Source organism: Microvirga sp. GCM10011540 (genome assembly GCF_042650665.1).
GTDB lineage: Bacteria > Pseudomonadota > Alphaproteobacteria > Rhizobiales > Beijerinckiaceae > Microvirga > Microvirga lenta.
Genome location: NZ_JBHSBQ010000005.1, coordinates 554,484 through 573,667 on the forward strand (window position 1 = coordinate 554,484; position 19,184 = coordinate 573,667).

19 protein-coding genes are annotated in these 19,184 nt (G+C 60.8%); 5 read left to right on the plus strand and 14 right to left on the minus strand.

Annotated elements, in window-relative coordinates:
- Positions 1 to 4: 4 nt before the first annotated feature.
- The 5 genes from ACFOYU_RS03305 to ACFOYU_RS03325 form a co-directional block, all read right to left on the minus strand.
- Positions 5 to 304: an antibiotic biosynthesis monooxygenase family protein gene (locus ACFOYU_RS03305; RefSeq protein WP_377032386.1), complete on the minus strand. Its 300-nt coding sequence runs from the start codon at positions 302 to 304 to the stop codon at positions 5 to 7.
- Between the two features lie 67 nt (positions 305 to 371).
- Positions 372 to 1,454 carry an Ldh family oxidoreductase gene (locus ACFOYU_RS03310; protein ID WP_377032387.1) on the minus strand — a complete coding sequence of 361 codons (1,083 nt, stop codon included), beginning with the start codon at positions 1,452 to 1,454 and terminating at the stop codon, positions 372 to 374.
- The gene (locus ACFOYU_RS03315) at positions 1,451 to 1,879 is read right to left on the minus strand and encodes a cupin domain-containing protein (RefSeq protein WP_377032388.1); all 429 of its coding nucleotides are present in this window, start codon (positions 1,877 to 1,879) and stop codon (positions 1,451 to 1,453) included. The genes ACFOYU_RS03310 and ACFOYU_RS03315 overlap by 4 nt, the downstream gene beginning before the upstream one ends.
- 26 nt (positions 1,880 to 1,905) lie before the next feature.
- A complete protein-coding gene (locus ACFOYU_RS03320) occupies positions 1,906 to 3,303 on the minus strand; it encodes an NAD-dependent succinate-semialdehyde dehydrogenase (RefSeq protein WP_377032493.1) in 1,398 nt (465 codons plus the stop codon).
- 319 nt (positions 3,304 to 3,622) lie between these two features.
- On the minus strand, positions 3,623 to 4,534 hold the full coding sequence (locus ACFOYU_RS03325) for a YihY/virulence factor BrkB family protein (protein ID WP_377032389.1): 912 nt from the start codon (positions 4,532 to 4,534) through the stop codon (positions 3,623 to 3,625).
- A 178-nt stretch (positions 4,535 to 4,712) separates the two neighbouring features.
- Here ACFOYU_RS03325 and ACFOYU_RS03330 point away from each other — a divergent pair, with 178 nt between their 5' ends.
- Positions 4,713 to 5,006 (plus strand): hypothetical protein, encoded by a 294-nt coding sequence (locus tag ACFOYU_RS03330; RefSeq protein ID WP_377032390.1) that lies wholly within the window; start codon positions 4,713 to 4,715, stop codon positions 5,004 to 5,006.
- 211 nt (positions 5,007 to 5,217) lie between these two features.
- Positions 5,218 to 5,940, plus strand: coding sequence for a metallophosphoesterase (locus ACFOYU_RS03335; RefSeq protein ID WP_226737243.1), 723 nt, complete (start codon positions 5,218 to 5,220; stop codon positions 5,938 to 5,940).
- Between the two features lie 78 nt (positions 5,941 to 6,018).
- On the opposite strand, the gene ACFOYU_RS03340 is transcribed toward ACFOYU_RS03335, so the two are convergent.
- Together ACFOYU_RS03340 and ACFOYU_RS03345 are read right to left on the minus strand one after the other, a co-directional pair.
- The gene (locus ACFOYU_RS03340) at positions 6,019 to 6,873 is read right to left on the minus strand and encodes a universal stress protein (RefSeq protein WP_377032391.1); all 855 of its coding nucleotides are present in this window, start codon (positions 6,871 to 6,873) and stop codon (positions 6,019 to 6,021) included.
- A 12-nt stretch (positions 6,874 to 6,885) separates the two neighbouring features.
- Positions 6,886 to 8,367 carry a SulP family inorganic anion transporter gene (locus tag ACFOYU_RS03345; RefSeq protein ID WP_377032392.1) on the minus strand — a complete coding sequence of 494 codons (1,482 nt, stop codon included), beginning with the start codon at positions 8,365 to 8,367 and terminating at the stop codon, positions 6,886 to 6,888.
- A gap of 469 nt (positions 8,368 to 8,836) precedes the next feature.
- On the opposite strand from ACFOYU_RS03345, the gene ACFOYU_RS03350 reads away from it, so the two are divergent.
- Positions 8,837 to 10,072 (plus strand): serine hydrolase, encoded by a 1,236-nt coding sequence (locus tag ACFOYU_RS03350; RefSeq protein WP_377032393.1) that lies wholly within the window; start codon positions 8,837 to 8,839, stop codon positions 10,070 to 10,072.
- Positions 10,073 to 10,115: 43 nt separating this feature from the next.
- On the opposite strand, the gene ACFOYU_RS03355 is transcribed toward ACFOYU_RS03350, so the two are convergent.
- The 4 genes from ACFOYU_RS03355 to ACFOYU_RS03370 all read right to left on the minus strand — a co-directional run bounded on the left by ACFOYU_RS03355 (position 10,116) and on the right by ACFOYU_RS03370 (position 14,955).
- Positions 10,116 to 12,404 (minus strand): peptidase domain-containing ABC transporter, encoded by a 2,289-nt coding sequence (locus tag ACFOYU_RS03355; RefSeq protein WP_377032394.1) that lies wholly within the window; start codon positions 12,402 to 12,404, stop codon positions 10,116 to 10,118.
- Positions 12,401 to 13,753, minus strand: coding sequence for an HlyD family efflux transporter periplasmic adaptor subunit (locus tag ACFOYU_RS03360; RefSeq protein ID WP_377032395.1), 1,353 nt, complete (start codon positions 13,751 to 13,753; stop codon positions 12,401 to 12,403). The genes ACFOYU_RS03355 and ACFOYU_RS03360 overlap by 4 nt, the downstream gene beginning before the upstream one ends.
- Entirely contained in the window at positions 13,743 to 14,690 is a 948-nt protein-coding gene (locus tag ACFOYU_RS03365; protein ID WP_377032396.1) for a hypothetical protein, read from the minus strand. Before ACFOYU_RS03365 ends, ACFOYU_RS03360 begins: the two co-directional genes overlap by 11 nt.
- A gap of 103 nt (positions 14,691 to 14,793) precedes the next feature.
- Positions 14,794 to 14,955, minus strand: a complete 162-nt coding sequence (locus tag ACFOYU_RS03370) for a hypothetical protein (RefSeq protein WP_377032397.1) — start codon at positions 14,953 to 14,955, stop codon at positions 14,794 to 14,796.
- Between the two features lie 588 nt (positions 14,956 to 15,543).
- Between ACFOYU_RS03370 and ACFOYU_RS03375 the strand changes: the two genes are divergently transcribed.
- Together ACFOYU_RS03375 and ACFOYU_RS03380 are read left to right on the plus strand one after the other, a co-directional pair.
- The gene (locus ACFOYU_RS03375) at positions 15,544 to 16,053 is read left to right on the plus strand and encodes a sigma-70 family RNA polymerase sigma factor (protein ID WP_226737225.1); all 510 of its coding nucleotides are present in this window, start codon (positions 15,544 to 15,546) and stop codon (positions 16,051 to 16,053) included.
- Positions 16,050 to 16,859, plus strand: a complete 810-nt coding sequence (locus ACFOYU_RS03380; protein WP_377032398.1) for an anti-sigma factor family protein — start codon at positions 16,050 to 16,052, stop codon at positions 16,857 to 16,859. Before ACFOYU_RS03375 ends, ACFOYU_RS03380 begins: the two co-directional genes overlap by 4 nt.
- Before the next feature lie 56 nt (positions 16,860 to 16,915).
- On the opposite strand, the gene ACFOYU_RS03385 is transcribed toward ACFOYU_RS03380, so the two are convergent.
- From ACFOYU_RS03385 to ACFOYU_RS03395, 3 genes are all read right to left on the minus strand, one after another.
- A complete protein-coding gene (locus ACFOYU_RS03385; protein ID WP_377032399.1) occupies positions 16,916 to 17,446 on the minus strand; it encodes a glycine cleavage system protein R in 531 nt (176 codons plus the stop codon).
- Between the two features lie 144 nt (positions 17,447 to 17,590).
- On the minus strand, positions 17,591 to 18,382 hold the full coding sequence (locus ACFOYU_RS03390) for an ABC transporter ATP-binding protein (RefSeq protein WP_377032400.1): 792 nt from the start codon (positions 18,380 to 18,382) through the stop codon (positions 17,591 to 17,593).
- On the minus strand, positions 18,379 to 19,155 hold the full coding sequence (locus ACFOYU_RS03395) for an ABC transporter permease (RefSeq protein WP_377032401.1): 777 nt from the start codon (positions 19,153 to 19,155) through the stop codon (positions 18,379 to 18,381). The genes ACFOYU_RS03390 and ACFOYU_RS03395 overlap by 4 nt, the downstream gene beginning before the upstream one ends.
- Positions 19,156 to 19,184: the final 29 nt, after the last annotated feature.

A 19,184-nucleotide genomic window follows, 5' to 3' on the forward strand; every position in this document is an offset into this window, starting at 1 on the left:
GAACTCAGAAGCCTTTGACGGCTTGCTGCGTATGCTCGACTTCGGGAGCGCTTTCAAAGCAATGGCTGACGAGGCGACGCCATTCCTGGAAGTCTTCGGAGCTCCTGAAGTCGACCGTGTGGTTCTCAAGGGTCTCCCACTGGACAAACAGGCGGTACCGGCTCGGCTTCTCGATGGAGCGCTGCAGCTCCATGCTGATGCAGCCCTTTGCCCGCTGAAAGAGCGGAGCCGCCTTGGTTACGCCGACTTCGAAATCAGCCTCCATGCCTGGCTTTACGTCGATCTGCGCGATCTCGAGGATCATCACGGCCTCCCTATTGGGCAAAGACTCCCGTGCCTTTGCCGGTCATGAATGAGAACAATCTGAACGGTTAAGCCTGGAGGGAGGAAATTCCAAGCTGGTTCGCCAAGCCGTCGAGCTTTTGGCGAAGCTCGGGAGAGAGTGGGACGCCGTCCCGCTGGCGGCTCTCATAGCGAACCACTCGCTGCTCGCCCGGAATGCGGATCTCGTCGAAGCCGGGCAGCCTCTCCGAATTGCGCAGATCCCTGAGATGACGGTCGACCTCGGCCTTGAACGTTTCAAGCGGCGTGAAGCGGGAGACATCGATGGCGACGATGAAGTGGCCCGTATTGGTTTCCGTGGTCGCATCGGCGTTGAAATCAACCACGTCGCGCCCGAAGGCCGCTCCGTTCAATGTTCCGGCCAAAAGGCCCAGGATCAATGCAAGTCCGCTGCCCTTGTACCCGCCGATGGGCAGGAGGAGCCCTTCGCTGCTGCGCTTGGGGTCCTTCAGGGGAGTTCCGTCCGCGCGGTTGATCATCCATCCTTCAGGAATGCTCTTTCCCTGGAGGGCATAGTTCTTGATGGTGCCGTAGGACACCATCGTCGTCGCAATATCGAGAATGACCGGAGGCTCTTCTCCCGCAGGAATGCCTACCGCAAGCGGATTGGTCCCCAACAAAGCCTCGACGCCGCCCCAGATCGCCATGTGATTGGCGCTGGCAACAGCGGAGTAGAGCCCGATCATTCCGTGCTCCACGGGCATGGTGGCATAAAGGGCTGCCGGTCCTGCATGGTTTGAGTGATGCGCTCCGACCCAGGCAACACCGTTTTCCCGCGCGATCTCGATGGCAGTCTCCGCGGCACGGGACATCACGAGGTGGCCCATGCCATTGTCTCCGTTGACGAGGGCCGTTGCGGGAGCTGTCCGCTCGACGCGGATTGCAGGCTTCGGATTGATGCCGCCAGCCTGGATGCGCTGCACATATTGAGGCAGACGAAAGATGCCGTGGGCATCGGCCCCGGTCAGATCGGCTTCGGTCATGAGCTCGGCGACCTTCGCGGCGTCGGCTTCAGGAAGGCCAACCTTCCGAAGCGCCTGCTCGATGAAGGTCAGGATTGCGGCGCTGGGGACCCGATCCGAGGTGGTGATTGTGGCCGTGATGGCGCTCATGGAGCAATTCTCTTGGCATGCTCGGAGGCAACCGGACGGGTTTCTCCCGTTGCGACCAGTGTTCTCGTCGCGTCCACCGAGGCATAGGTCCAGAAGATACGCATCGGTTCCGTGTCGGATGCATTGCGGAAGCGGTGCGGCACGTCGGAGGGAATCCAGGTCGTGTCGTGCGGACCAAGCTCATATTCCATACCATCGATCTCGGCGATGGCACGGCCCTCGAGGATCATTACGCTCTCCTCGCAGTTATGGCTGTGGAGAGGGATCGCCGCGCCCGGCTCGAAGGATGTGATGCCATTCAGGAGGCTCGTGGAGCCGATCCCCTTTGTCACGAGAGGGATGGTCCGCGCCCCGCTTCCGCGGTCGGCCGGTTTGATTTCGGCAGGGCGCAAAACCGCACCAGCCGCTGCCTTCGACTCACTCATGCCTCGTCTCCACCCTTTCGTTTCGATCACTCGGACAAGGTCACGCGGGTCGCGTCCTGCGCCGGGCCGATCCAGATCGTCTTGATGTTCGTGAATTCGCGAATACCGAAGACCCCGAGTTCGCGTCCGTATCCGGATTTCTTGATGCCGCCGAAGGGAAGTCTCGGATCCGACGCGACCATGCCGTTGATGAACACCGCGCCTGCCTCGATACGGCGGGCAAGAACCCGGGCCCGCTCAAGATCGCCCGTCCAAAGGGCGGCGCCGAGGCCGAACTCCGTCCTGTTGGCGAGTTCGACTGCCTCCTCCGCATTCCGCACACGAATGATCGCTGCGGCCGGTCCGAAGGTTTCCTCGACGAAGGCTGCCATATCGGGGGTAACACGGTCGAGAACCGTCGGGGCATAATAGAAACCGGGTCGATCCAGGGGGTGCCCGCCCGTAAGCAGTTCGGCTCCGGCTGCGACAGAGCGCTCGACCTGCGAGTGCAGGTCGTCGCGCAAATTGGCCCTCGCCATGGGGCCGATATTGCAGTCGCGTCTCATGGGATCGTCAACGACGAGTGCCTCGACTTTCGCGCACAGGGCCGCGGCAAAGGCATCGGCCACGCTCTCCTCGACAATAAAGCGCTTTGCGGCGATGCAGCTCTGTCCGACGTTCAGAAAGCGGGCTCGGACCGCTACCGCCGCTGCCGCTTCCACATCGGCATCGGCGAGAACGATGAACGGATCCGATCCTCCGAGTTCCAGCACCTGTTTCTTGATCTGCCGGCCTGCCTGGCTCGCGACCAGACTTCCGACCTCGGTGGAGCCCGTAAGGGTCACCGCGGCGATGCGTGGATCCTCGATGAGGCCCTCGACTGCGGAGGCTCCGACGATGAGCGTACGAAAGAGACCCGTGGGGGCGCCGGCGTCCCGCAGCACCTCTTCGATGGCCAGAGCGCATTGAGGCACGTTGCTGGCATGCTTCAGGACCGCACCGTTCCCGGCCGCCAGGGCAGGGGCGAGGAAGCGGAAGAGCTGCCAAAACGGATAGTTCCAGGGCATGATTGCGAGAATGACGCCCAACGGATCAAAGACGACCATGCTCTCCGATGCATTGCTGGGAACCTGCTCGGGAGCTAGGAAGCCCTCAGCCTGTGCGGCGTAGAAGTCGCAGTTCCAGGCGCATTTCTCGACCTCGGCCTCGGCTTCGAGGATGGGCTTTCCCATTTCCGATGTGATGAGGCTGGCGTAGTGCGCTTTCCTCGAACGCAAAACCTCGGCAGCCTTCGTCAAGAGCCTGACCCGCTCGCTGACTGGTACGCGTGCCCACGCACGCTGCGCCTGTGAGGCCTCCTCGAGAGCCTGCTCGATATCATCGGGCTGGTACTCTTCGAAACTCGCAATGACTTTGCCTGTGGCGGGATTGACCGAGTCGATCAACTTCGGTTTGCGAAGAGCTGTTTCAAGCACGGACGGCACTCCCTTCATCCGACCATTCTGGCGAGGCTTTCTGCCATGTGGCAGTCGTGCCAAGTCAGCTGGTCTGATCCTCAAGACCTGAGCACCCAATAAGGGCCGATTTTCAACCGGCCGCCGATCAGGATGAGAGGTCATATAACGTCATATAACAAGAAGTGTAGGAAGTCGCTTGGCGATGTGTCAAGCCGCCTTTGTCATCAGGGCTGTCCCGGTCCTCATCAGGCCTGCAATGGTTTCCCATGAGCCCGCGCGGGCCTTTGCCGCGGGCGGAGAGGCCGGATCAGCAAGCCACTGAACTCGCGTCGAGGTCTTCCAAGCCGCCGCTCACCGGGGTGAGAGCGGGCTTCCGCTTCCGCCGCCGCCCGATTGCCGCATTCAGTTCCGCACCAAGGATGAAGATGGCCGCGGATAACTGCAGGAAGATCAGAGCCGTCAGGATGCCGGCCAAACCGCCATAGGTTGTCTTCAGGTGCGTGAAGCGCGCCAGGTACTCGCCGAAGAGCGTAGCGCTTCCTAACCAGAGGAGAAAGGTCATGGTGATGCCAGGGACGACATCGCGCAGGCGGGGGCGCTCATCGGGAAGCCAGAGATGGGTCACGAAGAGGCCTATGATCAGAACAACTGAGGCGAGGCTGAAACGGATGGTGTCGTAGGTCACCCTGACGCCTTTCAGGTCCGTCACGTAGGAGGCGGTCGTTCGCCATATCGAAGGCCACAGGACGATCAGGACCGCCGATGCGACCAGAGCGCCCGCCCCGATCAGAACGAACGAAACGCCGATCATTCGTCTGAGCCACCAGGGACGCGAGCGCTGCACCCCGTAAGCGCGATCCAAGGCCACGCTCAAGCTTTCGACCCCATTCGCCGCCACCAGGATGGTCAGCCCGGCGCCGATGGTCAAAAGGCTGCTGCGGGCGAGAAGTACCTTGTTCGCCTCCTTGGCGAGGGGACCAGCCACGCCGTTGGGCCAGAAATCGAAAAGAAGGTGAATGATGTGATCGGAGATACGCCCTGCTCCGAGCAAACCCGCGAGCCCAGCAACGCAGACCAGGAACGGAAAGAGCGCGATCACGAGCGACAGGGCCACGTGACTGGCAAGCGCCATCCCGTCGTTTCGAGAAAAGCTCGTGAAGGTGTCGGCAAGAATCGTCGAGGCTGCCCGGATGCGAGCAGAAATGAGAGAAAATGACACGTGGGCTGCCTCCGGACCGTTGCGCCTGTCTACGGCAATTGTGGTTACAGAATGGCTGTTACCCTGTCACTCTCGTCACGTCCGGCTCGTTCCGAGCGAAATGGTACGAAGGTCGATATCCTCCTGTGAACCTTTACGGTGCCCCAACGTTAGCGTGGGCATCGCTCGGGAGGGTGACGTGGCACGCATATCGAGATCTGCCATTGCGTTCGCTTTCTTCTGGGGGAGCGGCGTATCGGTCACGGATGCCCACGACTGGTATCCAATAACCTGCTGCAGCGAAAAGGATTGCCGCGCCCTGATCGAGGCGAATGGAGAAACCGTTCTGGAATCCATCGCCGGCTGGGAACTCTGGGACGGCCGGGTCGTCCCACGGGATGCCGCCAAGCCCTCTCCGGACGGCAAGTTCCATCTCTGCGAAAACCCCGCAAAGCAGATCCTTTGTTTCTTTGCCCCTCCGGGCGCCTCCTGAGCGAAGGCGGGTCGCGGGAGCTTGGAACTATTGATCCGTTTTCTCGCACACCGTGATCTTGGGTGAGAACGAGCGAGCCCTATTTGAGGTCGTCGGAGCGGCCTCTTGCTCTGGTCTGCAGGACCGTATCCGGCTCGCCGGTCGCGACGGCAGAGTGCCGGCCACCGGCCTTCGCGGTGGAGGGAGGCATGCGGAAAGAGAGGAGATATTGATGAGTGGTAAGAACGGCCCGCTGAAGGTTGCGGCTATGGCGGATCTTCATATCAAGGAGACCCAGAAAGCACCTCACCGAGAGCTCTTCTCCGAGATTTCAGAGAATGCGGACGTTCTGGTGCTCGCGGGTGATCTGACGGATCTGGGCAAGCCGCGCGAGGCCGAGATCCTGGTAGAGGATCTGAGGTATTGCACCATTCCAGTGGTGGCGGTGCTCGGCAATCATGACTATGAGTGCGGTCAAGTCGAGAAGGTGACCCAGATCGTCCGGGATGCGGGCGTCCACGTTCTCGATGGCAGTTCCGTCGAGATCGGAGGAGTCGGTTTCGTGGGCGTGAAAGGCTTTGCCGGGGGCTTCGGCCGCCGGATGCTCGGAGCCTTCGGAGAGCCGGCCTACAAGCAATTCGTCTCGGAGACGGTCAATGAGGCCCTGCGCCTGGAGAACGCCATGCGAGCCGTGCGCAGCGAGCGCTCCCTGGTCGTGCTTCACTATGCTCCGATCACCGAGACGATCGAAGGCGAGCCGCTGGAGATCTATCCGTTCCTGGGATCGTCTCGTCTGGCCGAGATCATAGACCGCTTCAAGGTCAGCGCCGTCGTCCACGGCCATGCCCATATCGGAAAGTACGAGGGCCGGACACCCGGAGGACAGCCCGTCTACAACGTGGCCTCCCATATCGAGAAGCCGACTGGTCGCCCTTACGGAATCCTCGAACTCTGAGCCGGCCGCTTCCTGTCCGCAGTTTCAGGGAGACGAACCGGAAAACCTGATGTTGCTCGTCTCCCGGAACCTCGGAGCTTACCTGAAGAGCAGCACCGGGATCTTGCAGCGCTGGATCATGGCCGTGGTCGTGCTGCCGACGACGAGATTGCGGATGCGGGTGTGGCCATAGGCTCCCATCACGAGAAGGTCGATCCCATCCTTCTCGACCTTGTCCCCAATCACCTCCTCGGGGCTGCCCTGCAATAGGTGCGACTGAACCTTGAAGCCGGCGTCCCGCAGCCGTCCTGCGGCGGCATCCAGATGGAAGCGAGGCTCGCCCTCCCGGGCGCCGACCATGAGCATCTCGCAATCCAGGCCCCTGAGGAGAGGATCCCGGATCACATGCTCCACCGCCTTGTTGGCGCTGGCGCCGCCGTCATAAGCGATGAGGAAGCGGCTGATCGGGCGGAAAGCCCGTGCGGCCACCAGGATCGGCTTATGGCTGGCGCGAACGACCCGCTCCAGATTCGATCCGAGGTGTCCCTTGGCGAAATCGGCAGCCTCGCCTCTTTTGCCGATCATCAGGAGGTCGGCATCCGCCTCGAATTCCCCGACCGCCTCGACGATATCGCCGTTGCGGAGCTTGGTGGATACCTCCTTGACGTTGGCGTCCTTCAGGCGCGCCTTGGCCTCGTCGAGCAGGAGCCGTCCGCGCCTGAGCGCAAGTTTGGACCTCTGCTCGTCGAGGGCGGCCAACTCCGTCAGGAGCTCGTCGCGCTCGTCCACGTTCAGGTTTCCACTCAGATCCGCCGGTGCGCTGGCGACCTGACGGCGGCCCAAGACGTGCAGTACCTCGACTGAGCCTGAAACCCGGTTCGCCGCCCAGGCAGCAAGATCGCAGACGCTCTGGGCGTAGATGGACCCGTCGATGAAGGCGAGTATCTTGGTCATGGCATTTCTCCCTTAGTGGCCCATCAGGCGCTCAAGGGCGCCGGGCTTATCATGAATGGCGAGCTTATCGACGATCGTCGCGCTCGCTTCATTGAGGCCGATGATCTCGACCTCGGTGCCTTCGCGGCGGAACTTGAGGACGACCGTATCGAGTGCAGCCACCCCGGACAAATCCCAAATGTGGGAGCGACTCACATCGATCCGGACGCGCTCCAGCGCTTCCTTGAAATCGAAGGCGGCCGTGAAGTCCTCGGCCGAGGCAAAGAAGACCTGCCCCTCGACGATATAGGTCCGCTCGAGCTCGTCTTCGGAAACGGTCGAAGTCACGCGGAAGATCTGCGCCACCTTGGAAGCGAAGAAGATGCCCGACAGAAGTACACCGATTAGGACGCCGATGGCGAGGTTATGGGTGAAGACAACCCCGGCGACGGTCGCAAGCATGACGATGCTGGATCGGCGCGGATGAACGGCCAGATCCTTGAGCGACGTCCAGCTGAAAGTCCCTATGGACACCATGATCATGATTGCCACGAGGGCTGCCATGGGGATGATGCTGACCCAGTCGCCGAGAACGACGATCAGGAAGAGAAGGAAGATCCCGGCACTGAAGGTGGAGAGACGCCCACGCCCGCCGGATTTCACGTTGATGACCGATTGGCCGATCATGGCGCAACCTGCCATGCCGCCAAGGAAGCCGGTGATGAAGTTGGCGATGCCTTGGCCGATGCATTCCCGGTTTTTGTCGCTGGACGTATCGGTAAGCTCATCGACGATGGAGGCCGTCATAAGGGATTCCAGAAGACCGACAGCGGCTACGGCGGCCGAATACGGCAGGACGATCAGAAACGTCTCCAGATTCAGAGGCACGTTCGGCAGCAGAAAGACGGGCAGGGTCGAGGGCAATTCGCCCATGTCGCCGACGGTGCGCAGATCCAATCCGAATGCCAGTGAAATGGCAGTGAGGACAACGATGCAGACGAGCGGCGAAGGAATGGCCTTCGTGAGGCGAGGAAACAGGTAGATGATGGCCAGCCCGCCTGCCACCATCACATAGGTCAGCCACGGGACCCCGATCAACTCAGGCAATTGGGCCATGAAGATCAGGATCGCCAGCGCGTTGACGAAGCCCGTCATGACGGAACGCGATACGAAGCGCATGAGATGACCCAGGCGGAGAAGACCCGCCAAGACCTGGATGATTCCTGCCAGAATCGTCGCAAAGAGCAGGTATTGCAGCCCATGCTCCTTCACCAGTGTGATCATCAGCACGGCCGTGGCTGCGGTGGCGGCCGAGATCATGCCCGGGCGGCCGCCCACGAAGGCGATGATGACTGCAATGGAGAACGACGCGTAGAGGCCGATCTTGGGGTCGACGCCGGCGATGATCGAGAAGGCGATGGCTTCGGGAATGAGGGCGAGGGCAACGACGAGACCTGCGAGAAGGTCGCCACGAATGTTGCCGAACCACTCGGAGCGGAGGCGAGCGAAAGACATAGGCTGGAAACTCCATGGCGCTCTCCGGCCAAGGAGGCCGAGAGTTGGAAATGGGAAGAAGGAGATAGGTGCGCGAGGCGCACGGCAGCGAGCTGGATTGGGCCGATCAACACCATACGTGCCGCAGGCCCGAATGGGCGCGGCAAGACATATGAATGTGGTGGATCAGCCTACATCGGATCGCTTAATGCTCGGGGATATCATGCTGCAATGCAGCATTCGAGTGCCGCACTCCTAACATGCTCGGACAGGAATGGGAAGTCTCGCCTGGGCGCGAAGTCGCATGTTCTTTGGTCAACCTGCCTATGGTGCTGTGACTTATGTGTTTTTTGTGCGCTCGCTCGGCCTGGGGCCTCAGGGCTTTGACGAAAGCGCACCAGCCTTTACCCAGTGTTAACCGACCCAATCGAGCCTGCTCCCAAGGCAGTCGCCGATATTCCCGAATTCGAAATTGAACAGGGCCTTATCGTTGCAGCAACGGTCTCTCATTCATCTCGTCGCCATTATGGTCCGCTCGCGGACTGTATTCGCTAGGCTTTTCGCTTTCTTCCTGCTCCTGCTTCCGGCTCAGGGGCTGGCCAATTCACGCTACGCCGCCATCGTTTGGGACATCACGTCCGGAAAGGTGCTCTACTCCGATGCCGCCGACGAGCGACGTTATCCCGCGTCGCTCACCAAGATGATGACGCTCTATGTCCTGTTCGAGGATCTGGAGAGGGGTAGGGTGAAGCTGAACACGCCTCTCAAGGTCTCCGCCCACGCGGCTGGGCAAGTGCCGACAAAGCTTGGGTTGCGTGCAGGGCGGACCATCGCGGTCGAGCATGCAATCAAGGCTCTCGTGACGCGTTCGGCCAACGACGCGGCTGTCGTGATCGCAGAGAACTTGGCAGGAAGCGAGAAAGCCTTTGCGGAGCGCATGACCCGGACCGCTCACGAGCTCGGCATGGCCAACACTCAGTTCCGCAATGCGTCCGGTCTTCCCGACCCGGGGCAAGTCACCACCGCACGAGACATGATGATCCTCGGCGCCGCGCTTCAGGTCCGGTTCCCGCGTTACTATGCTTATTTCAAGACGCGCTCCTTCACCTATCAGGGACGGACCTACAGGAGCCACAATCGGCTTGTGGGGAAGATCAAGGGCGTCGACGGCATCAAGACGGGCTACATCCGTGCCTCCGGCTTCAACCTGGTGACTTCGGCGCGGCGTGGAGGACGCAAGGTGGTCGCCGTGGTCTTAGGCGGCCGAACGGCTAAGAGTCGAGACCAGCACATGGCCTCGCTCATCTCGCGCTACCTGCCGAAGGCGCAAGCCGGAAAGGGCTATGCGCAGGAAATCCTCATGGCGGTCAAGAGGTCTCCGGTGATGGTGGCTTCCGCCGATCCCGCCGTAGTGACGGCAGCGGCAACGGCCACCACGACTCCGATGGCGGAGAAGAGTGCTCCGACTGCCGCGGGACCGGCTGCACGCAGCTCCGGATATGCGATTCAGATCGGTGCGCTTCCCAGCAGCGATGCGGCCGTGGAGATGCTGAAGACCGCGCAAAGCAAGTACGGCGATATTCTAGAGGGCGTCGAACCGGTGACGGAGCCTTACAAGACCTTCGTTCGCGCCCGTTTTGCCGGATTCACGGATCGCAAGGCTGCGCAGGACGCTTGTGAAAAGCTGCGGGAGAGGGAGGTGCCTTGCCTGGCGCTTGAGCTCTGACACAGTTCTTGTCAGAACAGGACCGGCGAGGAGGCCGCCGGTCTCATCGTGCTATCTTGCCCCCAGTCTCAGCGCGGTCTGGAGCTGGAGCGGCGTGTGGCATTCTGCCGGCTTTCCTTCGTCCTCTTCTCTCCTTTCTCTTTTTGTCCCTTTTGTTGGTGAGGGCGGCCTCCAGGAGGTACGGTGCATGGATTGCGTTCTCCTGGTAGACGTGATGTTGCTGGAATGGCGCTCCTGCACGGAGCTTTCCCTGTTCGAGAACGATCACGCGCCCCGACATGCGGATGGTCTCCGGCCGGTGGGCAATGACGATGCGCGTGATCCCCATGGCCCTGAAAGCCGCATTCACCGTTTTTTCCCGCTCAACGTCCAGATGGCTCGTGGCTTCGTCAAGCAATAGAATGCCTGGTTGGCGGTAGAGTGCACGCGCGATCACCACACGCTGCTTCTGGCCCCCGGAGAGAACAGTGCCCATGTCGCCGATCAGCGTAGCGTACCCCATGGGCATGGCCGCGATATCATCGTGAACGGCTGCCTGCTTGGCGCAAAGCATGATGCGATCGATATCAGGCTGCTCGGAGAAGAAGCTGATGTTGTCGGCAATGGAGCCGGCGAAGAGTTGGTCGTCCTGCATGACGACGCCAATCATGGCTCGGTAATTCTCCAGACCGATTCGGGCGAGAGGCTCTCCGTCAATCAAAATCTCGCCGTGGCAGGGCTTGATCAGGCCGGCCAGCAGCTTCAGGAGCGTCGACTTGCCACCTCCGGACGGGCCTACGATCGCGACTGATTCCCGGGCCTCGATGCGAAGATTGACGTTGTCGAGCACCCACGGATCCTGTTCGTTGTAGCGGAAGCTGACATTCCTCAGCTCGATGGTCGGAGGGCGCTGACCTCCTGGTGCCGGTACGAGGGAGGTGCGCGTCTCCGGCTCCGTGAGCGCGATGTCAGCCAGGCGCTCTGCGTGAAGACGCAGCATCTTCAGGTCTACGGCCCGGTCGATGAGAATGCTCACGCGGCTGATGAATTGGTCCTTATAGGCGATGAAGGCCAGAAGCAGGCCCACGGAAAGAGTGTTGTCCAAAACCTGTCTGGCACCGAGCCAGATGATCAGGATCTTGAGGATCCCCATGAGCAGCATGTTGCCGGTCCGGAAGAGGAACCTGAGCTTCTCCGCCGTCAGATTTCGATTGGTTGTCTCGACCAGAAGATTCAGCCAGTGGGCGCGACGGTCTTCCTGGCCATTGAAGAGCTTGATCGTGCGGATGCCGCGCAAGGTTTCGAGGAAGTGCGTGTCGAGCCTTGCCTCCCAAACGATGGCTTCCATGGAGGCCTGGCGCAACGGAGTGTACAAGGCCCAGCGCAGAATGCCGTACAAGGCGGCTCCGGCGAGAACGATTGCCGTCATGCCCGGTGCGATCACCAGCATGATGGCGAGGGTGAGGCCCACCATTAGGCCGTCCATGATCGCCTCGATCAGCTCGGTGGTGATCGCGTCGAGGATCGTCTCCTGAGAATGGAATCTCGATGTCACGTCACCCAGGTGTCGGGCCTCGAAGAACGATGGGGACAGACTGATGAGATGGGAGAACAGGTTCGCCCGCGACTGGACCTTCAACGTGGCGCTCAGGCCCATCAGCATCCAGCTGCGCATCGCCGTGATCGTCGTCTGCAACAGCAGCAGAAGCAGAAATCCGAGGACGAGAGTGAGGAGGAGATCGCGGTCTGCCGCGACAAGCGCGTGGTCGACAACCCAGCCCAGAAAGAGGGGGCCGGTCATCGCGAATACCTCGATCGCCAATGCAAGCGACAATTGATGAGACAAGGCCCTCTTGACCCCTACCATGCGCCCGAGCAGCTTCCGGAGGCGAACCCTTGGCGGGGCGGCGGCAGGCTCGAACCGATCGGTCGGGTACAGCTCAAGGGCAATGCCCGTGAAATGGCGCGAAAGCTCCGCTTCCTTCATGCGGATAATGCCGATGGCCGGGTCGTGAATGACGGCACCCGACCGTCCGGTGCTGACCAGAACGACGAAGTGGTTCAGGTCCCAGTGCAGAATGCAGGGGAGTCGGAGCTTTGGCAGCTCCTCCATGTCGAGGCGTAGCGGCCGAGTGGCGAAGCCGAGTTGATCGGCAATGCGGACGAGCTCCTTGAGTGTCGCACCTTTCAGCGAAAGGCCGTAGCGCCGACGCAGATCAGCCAGATCCGCCTCGTAGCCGAAATACCCGGCGACCATCGCGAGGCTCGCAAGGCCGCATTCGGAAGCTTCCGTCTGCAGAAGCATCGGGGTTCGTCGTCCCCATCCGAGGTTCAGGCGTTCGGCGGCGCTCATCCGGCCCACTTTCCACTGATGCTGAACAAGGGCTCAAGCATCCACTCCACCAGCCGGCGGCTTTCGAGAAGCACGTCCGCTTCGAGTTGCATCCCCGGCTGCAGCGGCATCGACTTGCCATAGGCAGTGACGTTCTGCTGGGAGAGATCGACCGTGACCCGGTAGACCGGCTCGTTCGTTCCATAGAGGGCCGTCAGTCCGCTAAGCTGCTGGGTCATTTCCGCCGGGCTCATGGCGGAGCGCGATACGGAAACCACGACGCCTTGGTGAAACCCGAACTTCTGATAAGGGAAAGCCTCGTAACGCAGATGCACCCTCTGGCCTTCACGCAGGAAGCCGACGGCGCGACTCGGACTGAAGAGCTGCGCCTGCAAGGTCGCGCCCGCCGGAACGATATTCATGAGCGGAACACTGGGCTGGGCGCTGCCGCCGCTTTCGACCTGCATCCCCGTAACGGTGCCATCCTGAGGTGCCAGAATCACGATTTCCCGGCGCTCTTCCGCTTCCGCCAGTTCCTGCTCCAACAGAGCGACGTTGCGTTCGATCTCGGCAAGCTGCGTGAGGCGCCGGAGCGGGATTCCACGCAAAGAGGCGGTCAGCTGGAGATGCTCCCGCTGAAGTGCGGCTTGAGTCCGCTCCAGCCCTTGCAGCTTGGCGTTTTCCTGGATTCGTTCCCGTTCGGCCTCCTCCAGGCGAGGCTCCGGGACGATATCCTTGGCGCGCATGGCCCGCATCCTCTTGGCCACCCTCTCGCTGAGCTGGATGCGCGATCGTTGCAGGTCCATCTCCTGCGCCAGGTACTTCTGCTCGTCCTCCAGGGCCGCGATGCGGCGCATCAGATCAGCCGCCTGCTGAGAAAAGAGGCGCTCCTGGACAGTCTTTTCTTCGGCCATGCTGTCCCTGCGCTTCGTGAGACGGTCGACCACCTCCTGTCGTGTCGCACCTACAGTCAGGCTCTGCATCTCCGTGGAAATGGCCAGAAGCGGTGCGCCCTTTCTGACCTCCGTACCCTCCTTCACGTGAACCTGCGTGATGACGCCGCCCTGCGGCGCGAAGACCCGCACAAGTCCCTGCTGGGGCACCAGCCACCCATTGATGCGGGCCTTCCGGGTGTAGGAGGTAAAGAACAGGAGCCCGAGCACTGCCGCCGTCGCGATCAGTGCGAGAGTAGCGAACATCCAGTGCGTGATCCGCGGCTCCAACAGCACGGTTCCGAGCCACTGGGACTGGTGCTCCACCATCACCTCAGGTCTGAACAAGGGCTGGGCCGGGGCTGGAACTGGCGTTCCCCTGCGCTCGACTTCCGAGGGCACCGTCTGCTTGGGGTTGATGATCGTATCAGTCTGCAACTTGGTGGTCCTGTACCTCGAAGCGCACATCGATCATCTGAAGAGGGCAAGGGATGCGATGCACCTTCCTGATCCTCGGGTCGAGGAAGTCCTTGAGGAGCGGAGGGCGTGCCGACTTGAAGTAGAAGGCTGGCTCCTCCTGGACATCGCTTCCGGCGATGAGGTTGAGCTCATCCCGGCGCGTTACGGTTTGGATGATGCAGGGAGCATGGGTCACTCCGTGAGCGAGCAAGGCGAAAGCACGGTGGTGGCCATTGTGCAGGACGAGGCGGTTATCGGACTGAATCGCCGTCAGGAAATTGGAGCTGAAGCCCACGACGAGGCCAACGACCATGGCCGAGGTGCCGAAGCGCACGCCCCCGGCGATCTGGTCGGCGCGGAGCAGAATGGCCTCGCGAAAACGGAGGTCAGACGATTCCGAGGTGAAAGAGAAGCGTGTATCTCCGATGCGCCGGACCCCGACATTGGGCCCCGGGCGATCTATGGGATGGCAGAACCGGAATACTTCATCGTTGGACGGCTTCGGCGAGAGGTGCTCCCTCAGCCGGTTGGCATGGGTAAGGTTCACGTGTGGCTGCGCGACGACGAGGTGCTGCAGTTCGACCATGGCCAGCCGGGTCGGCAGAACGTCGTAGGCGCGGCGGTAGCAAGGGTCTTCCCTCAGCGCGTCGGCGAGAGGCTCCAGCGAAGATGGAAGGTCGAGGATCTCGATGCGATCGGCGATGCCGGCCTCGCCGGTCTCCAGCTCATAGTAGTAATCGTTGGCCCTGCGCCATTCATCCACGAGAGCCGAGCGCGGCAAGCTTCTCCCATCGATGACGGTATCCTGCATGTAGCTAAGATACTGATGCAGCGGCGGCTGACCCAGGAGCCAAAGCTCCTCTTGTACCGCGTCGTCCTGCGCAGATGGAATGGCCCAGCCGGGAAGCGCATCCATGCCCTGCTCCCTCAGGTTTGTCGTTGGAATGCCGTCGATGGTCGAATGATCAGTCTGTTGATGTCGGCGCGGCGGGGACCGCCGCGCCGGTGCTGATCAACGATCAGAGCATAGCGCGATACTTTTTGCTCTTGCTGCGGCTGTAGCTCTTGCTCTTGCTCTTGCTTCTGCTCTTGCTGCCTTTCTTGTGCTTGTGCTTGCGACCACAGCCCTTGCCGCCGGCCCCATAAACGTGGCCCAGTTCTTCCATGCTCAAGTCACGCATTTTGAAACTCCCGATGGGTGATGGTTATGAACACGCGCCTCGAGTTCAGAAGCAAGAATTCATGCGAATCTCTGGCGCACAGACATAAGAATTCTGCTAGAAGATTTGTTCAATATCTAAAAAGAACTAGCGGAACCTGGATAGTAAACATAAGGTATAAGGCGCAGTCTTATGTAGTTATCTGAAAGTTGTGCTAAATCTTTCTTTGAAATTTGCTCGCATAATCGTGATCGAGGCGAATTTGGCAAAGAGAAGTCCCCGCCGAACCAGACAGGTTCGAACGAAGGGATAGAGCTTGTTCCAGTGTTTTGCGGCGTTCCTCACATGTGGTGTTTCGACCGTGCTTATTGCGGCGGCACGGCCTTCTGCTCATAGACGCCTGGGCTTTTTGCTTATTCCTTTGCCACACCATCTTTTCGCCGCCTCATGATCGCTGCCGCCGAATTGCTGCTCCAGAGTATAGGTGGCTACGAAATGGCTACCGCCGATGAACGATCATCGAAGCGGGAATATGGGCCCAGTATAGGACGTCTGTGAACAGGCCATTCCACAAGGCTCGTCATATGGCGGTGATCCTTCGAGCAGATCATGAATGAAATAGAGGCGCTGATTCAGCCCAAGATACCGGCCCTGCGCCGCTATGCCTTTGCGCTCACCCGCGACAACGATCTCGCCGACGACTTGGTTCAGGACTGTCTGGAGCATGCGGTCCGACGATGGCATATTCGCGCAGCCGACGAGAACCTTCGCGCATGGCTCTTCGCGATCCTCCACAACGTCTTCATTTCGCATGTGCGATATTGCTCACGGCGAGGGGCGCAGGTCGATTTCACATGCATGGAAGATCCACCTTCCAGGGATGGAGTGCAGGAGCGCCGCCTGGAAGTGCGAGATGCTTTGAGCGGACTCGCGCAGTTGCCAGCTGAGCAGCGCGACGTTCTCCTGCTCGTGGGCGTCGAGGAGATGTCCTATGCCGAAGCTGCGCAAGTGCTGGGAATCCCGATCGGGACGGTCATGTCTCGACTGAGCCGTGGCCGGGAAGGTTTGCGTCGGATCTTGGAGACTGGGCAAGCAGAGACGTTGAGGAGCGTCAAGTGAGCACTGCCGAACGACATATAGAGGAGGGCGAGCTGCAGGCCTATGTCGACCGCAGGCTCGAACCGGAGCGGCGTGCCGCCGTAGAGGCTTATCTTCGTACAAATCCGAAGACCGCCAGTCGCATCGGGTCCTACTGCCGTCATCGGCAAGACCTCAAGGATCTTCTCGACATGGTTGCAGAGAAGCCTGTTCCTCGTCGCTTACATATCGGCACCATAGCTGCAGGTGTTCGGCAGCAAAGATTCGCGCGTTATCGGCAGGTGGCCGTGATCTGCCTCTGCATAGCGACCGGGTTGCTGCTGGGGTGGTTCCTGGGCGGAATGCGCAGCATCGACGTTCTGGGCCTATCCGCCCAAGCGGATGGATTGAAACGAGATGCGATTGCCGCACATCGCTTTCTCTCGACGGACATCCAGCCCAGCGCCGTCCTGACGGCCGGGGATGCCCAGCTACGCCGCTGGCTGCTGAGAAGATTGGGAGCTCCCTTCGCCGTTCCGGACCTGACTGCGTTCGGGCTGAACTTCCTGGGCGGGCGTATCCTCCCGTACCGAAAGGACAACGCCATTGCCTTGCTGCTCTATGGTGATGGACGAGGCGTCCGAGTGACGGTTTATATGAGAGCCGGAGAACACGTTGAAACAAACCTTCGTTCCGCACGGATCGAGGATACGCCCGTCTTCTATTGGCTGGATAATCGCTGCGGATATGTCATTGCCGCCACGGCGGAACTTGACAGGTTGCCAAGCGTGGCGGCTGCCGTGTTCGACCACTTCGAGTCATCCGCAAGTAAAAAGTCCGCTCTCTAGGGGCTCGGCGGGAGTATAAAGGTACTCTTATAGTGAAGTGAATGCCCCGGTTGCTGCTACAGCAGGCTTTCCTCGATCTGGCAGTCAAGTCCCATGGTCCCAGCGGTGTTGCGCACAGTCGCCAGGCACAGACCCGCCTGTTCGGGCAGGACGAATACGGCAAAGCGCGTCACGTAGAGTCCTCCATTCTCCTCGGGGAGCTTACGTGCTTCGAGCCGGACGATGTTGGCCTCATACTGCTTGAACACCTCGGACAGGCGAGCCACCAAACCGAGCTGGTCACCCCCGCTGATAGTGATCCGATGAGATACGTTGCCGGTTGGCCCTGGGCTAGGATCGAAGGCGTAAGGTACAGCGCGAATTTCGGCTCCCTCAAGTTCAGGAACCTGCTTCAGGCCGGTTTCGAGTTCCTGCGCCGTCACCCCTTCCGGCAGCTCGCAAACGGCCACGAACTCCGCGCCTGATCCAAGGGCCGCGAAAGCCGTGTCGCGCAGGTTCACGCCTGCGCCGAACAGGTGATCCGCAATCGCAGCAACCAGTCCGACCCTGTCGGGGCCAAGCACGGATACTAATGCAATCGAGACCATCTCGTCCTCCAAACCGCGCTTTTCATCCTGCGGCAACCATCCTGCATGCTACAGGAGGTCTGGCGGGGCTTTCAATCGAAACAGGCACATTGCACTGTCGTATGTCCGGTAGGCCGCACACTCTCACCGCGAAGGGCGGCGGACCTAATGTACTCCGTCGGCCTGCAGGGCCTCTGCGCGGATCTCCTCCGTCAGCTGGGCCTTAAGATTAGAGAACTCAGGACTCGTCTTCATGCGATAATGACGAGGGTGAGGCAGGTCGACCGGTATATCGGCCTTGATCCGGCCCGGACGGGCGGTCATTACAACCACCCGTGAGGCGAGAAAGATCGCCTCCTCGATATCGTGGGTTACGAAGAGAACAGTCTTTCGCTCCCGCTCCCATATGCCGAGCAGCAGCTCCTGCATCAGGGCGCGGGTTTGGTTGTCCAGCGCCCCAAACGGCTCATCGAGGAGCAGGATGGCGGGGTCGTTCGCCAAGGCTCTGGCAATGGCCGTACGCTGCTGCATTCCGCCTGAAAGTTGCTTGGGATAATGGTTCTCGAAACCGCGAAGGCCCACCTTTTCGGTATAGGAGGCTACAATATCCTGCCGCTCGGATTTGGGGATCCCCTTCTCACGAAGCCCATAGGCAATGTTCTCGGCGATCGTCAGCCATGGGAACAGGGTGTAGGACTGGAAGACCATGCCGCGGTCGGCGCCTGGCCCGGTGATCTCGCGGCCCTCCAGGAGAACGCGGCCCGCGCTCGGGCGATCAAGGCCGGCCACGATGCGCAGGAGGGTGGACTTGCCGCAACCGGACGGCCCGAGAATGGTGATGAAGTCGTTGCGGGCGACATTCAGGCTGGTCGGCTCTAGTGCTCGAACAGGAGCGCCGCCCCGCACACCAGGGAAGACGCGCGATACGCTCTCGATGCTCAGGATCGTATCGGTCATGCGAGCCGCCACGGAAAGAGCGCCCGGTTGAGGCCCTTGAACAGGAAATCGGAAATCAGGCCGATGACGCCGATCACGATGATGCCGAAGATCATCTGCCCCGTCGCCATCAGGGCTTGGCTGTCGATGATCATATGGCCGATGCCGGAGGATGAGCCGATCAACTCCGCCACAATCACGTAGGTCCAGGCCCAACCGAGAACGAGTCTCAGAATTTCGGCGATCTCGGGTGCATTGGCCGGAAGCAGGACGCGCTTGACGATTCCCATGTCGGTGGATCCCAGCGTGTAAGCGGCTTCCACCAGGTCGCGGCGGGTATTGCCGACAGCGACGGCAATCATGAGGATGATTTGGAAGAAGGAGCCGATGAAGATGACGAGAAGCTTCTGGAGCTCGCCGATCCCTGCCCACAGGATGAGAAGCGGCACGAAGGCGGATGCCGGCAGATAGCGAGCGAAGGAGACAAAGGGTTCGAGAAATGCCTCAAATGGCTTGTAGGCCCCCATCATCAAGCCAATGGGAACGGCGATGACCGCAGCCATGATGAAGCCCCCGACCACGCGCCACACCGTAACGGCGATATCCGCCGCAAAGCCGAACCGAGTGAGCAACAGCCATCCATCCTGCATCATGGTGATCGGATCGGCCAGGAAAGTCCTTGAGACGAAGCCGCCTAGCGTCGCCACCGCCCAGACGGCGACGAAGATGACGAAGAAGGAGACGCCGAGCACGATCCGTGTGCCCTGGCCGACAGGTTCGAGAGGACGAGGCATGAGAGGTCAGTTCCGTCGCCCGGACTGCT

What these genes read in the sequence shown, in the direction of transcription:
- ACFOYU_RS03305 (WP_377032386.1), bottom strand. Translation starts at nt 304, where the DNA reads ATGATCCTCGAGATCGCGCAGATCGACGTAAAGCCAGGCATGGAGGCT.
- ACFOYU_RS03310 (WP_377032387.1), bottom strand. Translation starts at nt 1,454, where the DNA reads ATGAGCGCCATCACGGCCACAATCACCACCTCGGATCGGGTCCCCAGC.
- ACFOYU_RS03315 (WP_377032388.1), bottom strand. Translation starts at nt 1,879, where the DNA reads ATGAGTGAGTCGAAGGCAGCGGCTGGTGCGGTTTTGCGCCCTGCCGAA.
- ACFOYU_RS03335 (WP_226737243.1), top strand. Translation starts at nt 5,218, where the DNA reads ATGAGTGGTAAGAACGGCCCGCTGAAGGTTGCGGCTATGGCGGATCTT.
- ACFOYU_RS03340 (WP_377032391.1), bottom strand. Translation starts at nt 6,873, where the DNA reads ATGACCAAGATACTCGCCTTCATCGACGGGTCCATCTACGCCCAGAGC.
- ACFOYU_RS03345 (WP_377032392.1), bottom strand. Translation starts at nt 8,367, where the DNA reads ATGTCTTTCGCTCGCCTCCGCTCCGAGTGGTTCGGCAACATTCGTGGC.
- ACFOYU_RS03355 (WP_377032394.1), bottom strand. Translation starts at nt 12,404, where the DNA reads ATGAGCGCCGCCGAACGCCTGAACCTCGGATGGGGACGACGAACCCCG.
- ACFOYU_RS03365 (WP_377032396.1), bottom strand. Translation starts at nt 14,690, where the DNA reads ATGGATGCGCTTCCCGGCTGGGCCATTCCATCTGCGCAGGACGACGCG.
- ACFOYU_RS03370 (WP_377032397.1), bottom strand. Translation starts at nt 14,955, where the DNA reads ATGCGTGACTTGAGCATGGAAGAACTGGGCCACGTTTATGGGGCCGGC.
- ACFOYU_RS03375 (WP_226737225.1), top strand. Translation starts at nt 15,544, where the DNA reads ATGAATGAAATAGAGGCGCTGATTCAGCCCAAGATACCGGCCCTGCGC.
- ACFOYU_RS03385 (WP_377032399.1), bottom strand. Translation starts at nt 17,446, where the DNA reads ATGGTCTCGATTGCATTAGTATCCGTGCTTGGCCCCGACAGGGTCGGA.
- ACFOYU_RS03390 (WP_377032400.1), bottom strand. Translation starts at nt 18,382, where the DNA reads ATGACCGATACGATCCTGAGCATCGAGAGCGTATCGCGCGTCTTCCCT.
- ACFOYU_RS03395 (WP_377032401.1), bottom strand. Translation starts at nt 19,155, where the DNA reads ATGCCTCGTCCTCTCGAACCTGTCGGCCAGGGCACACGGATCGTGCTC.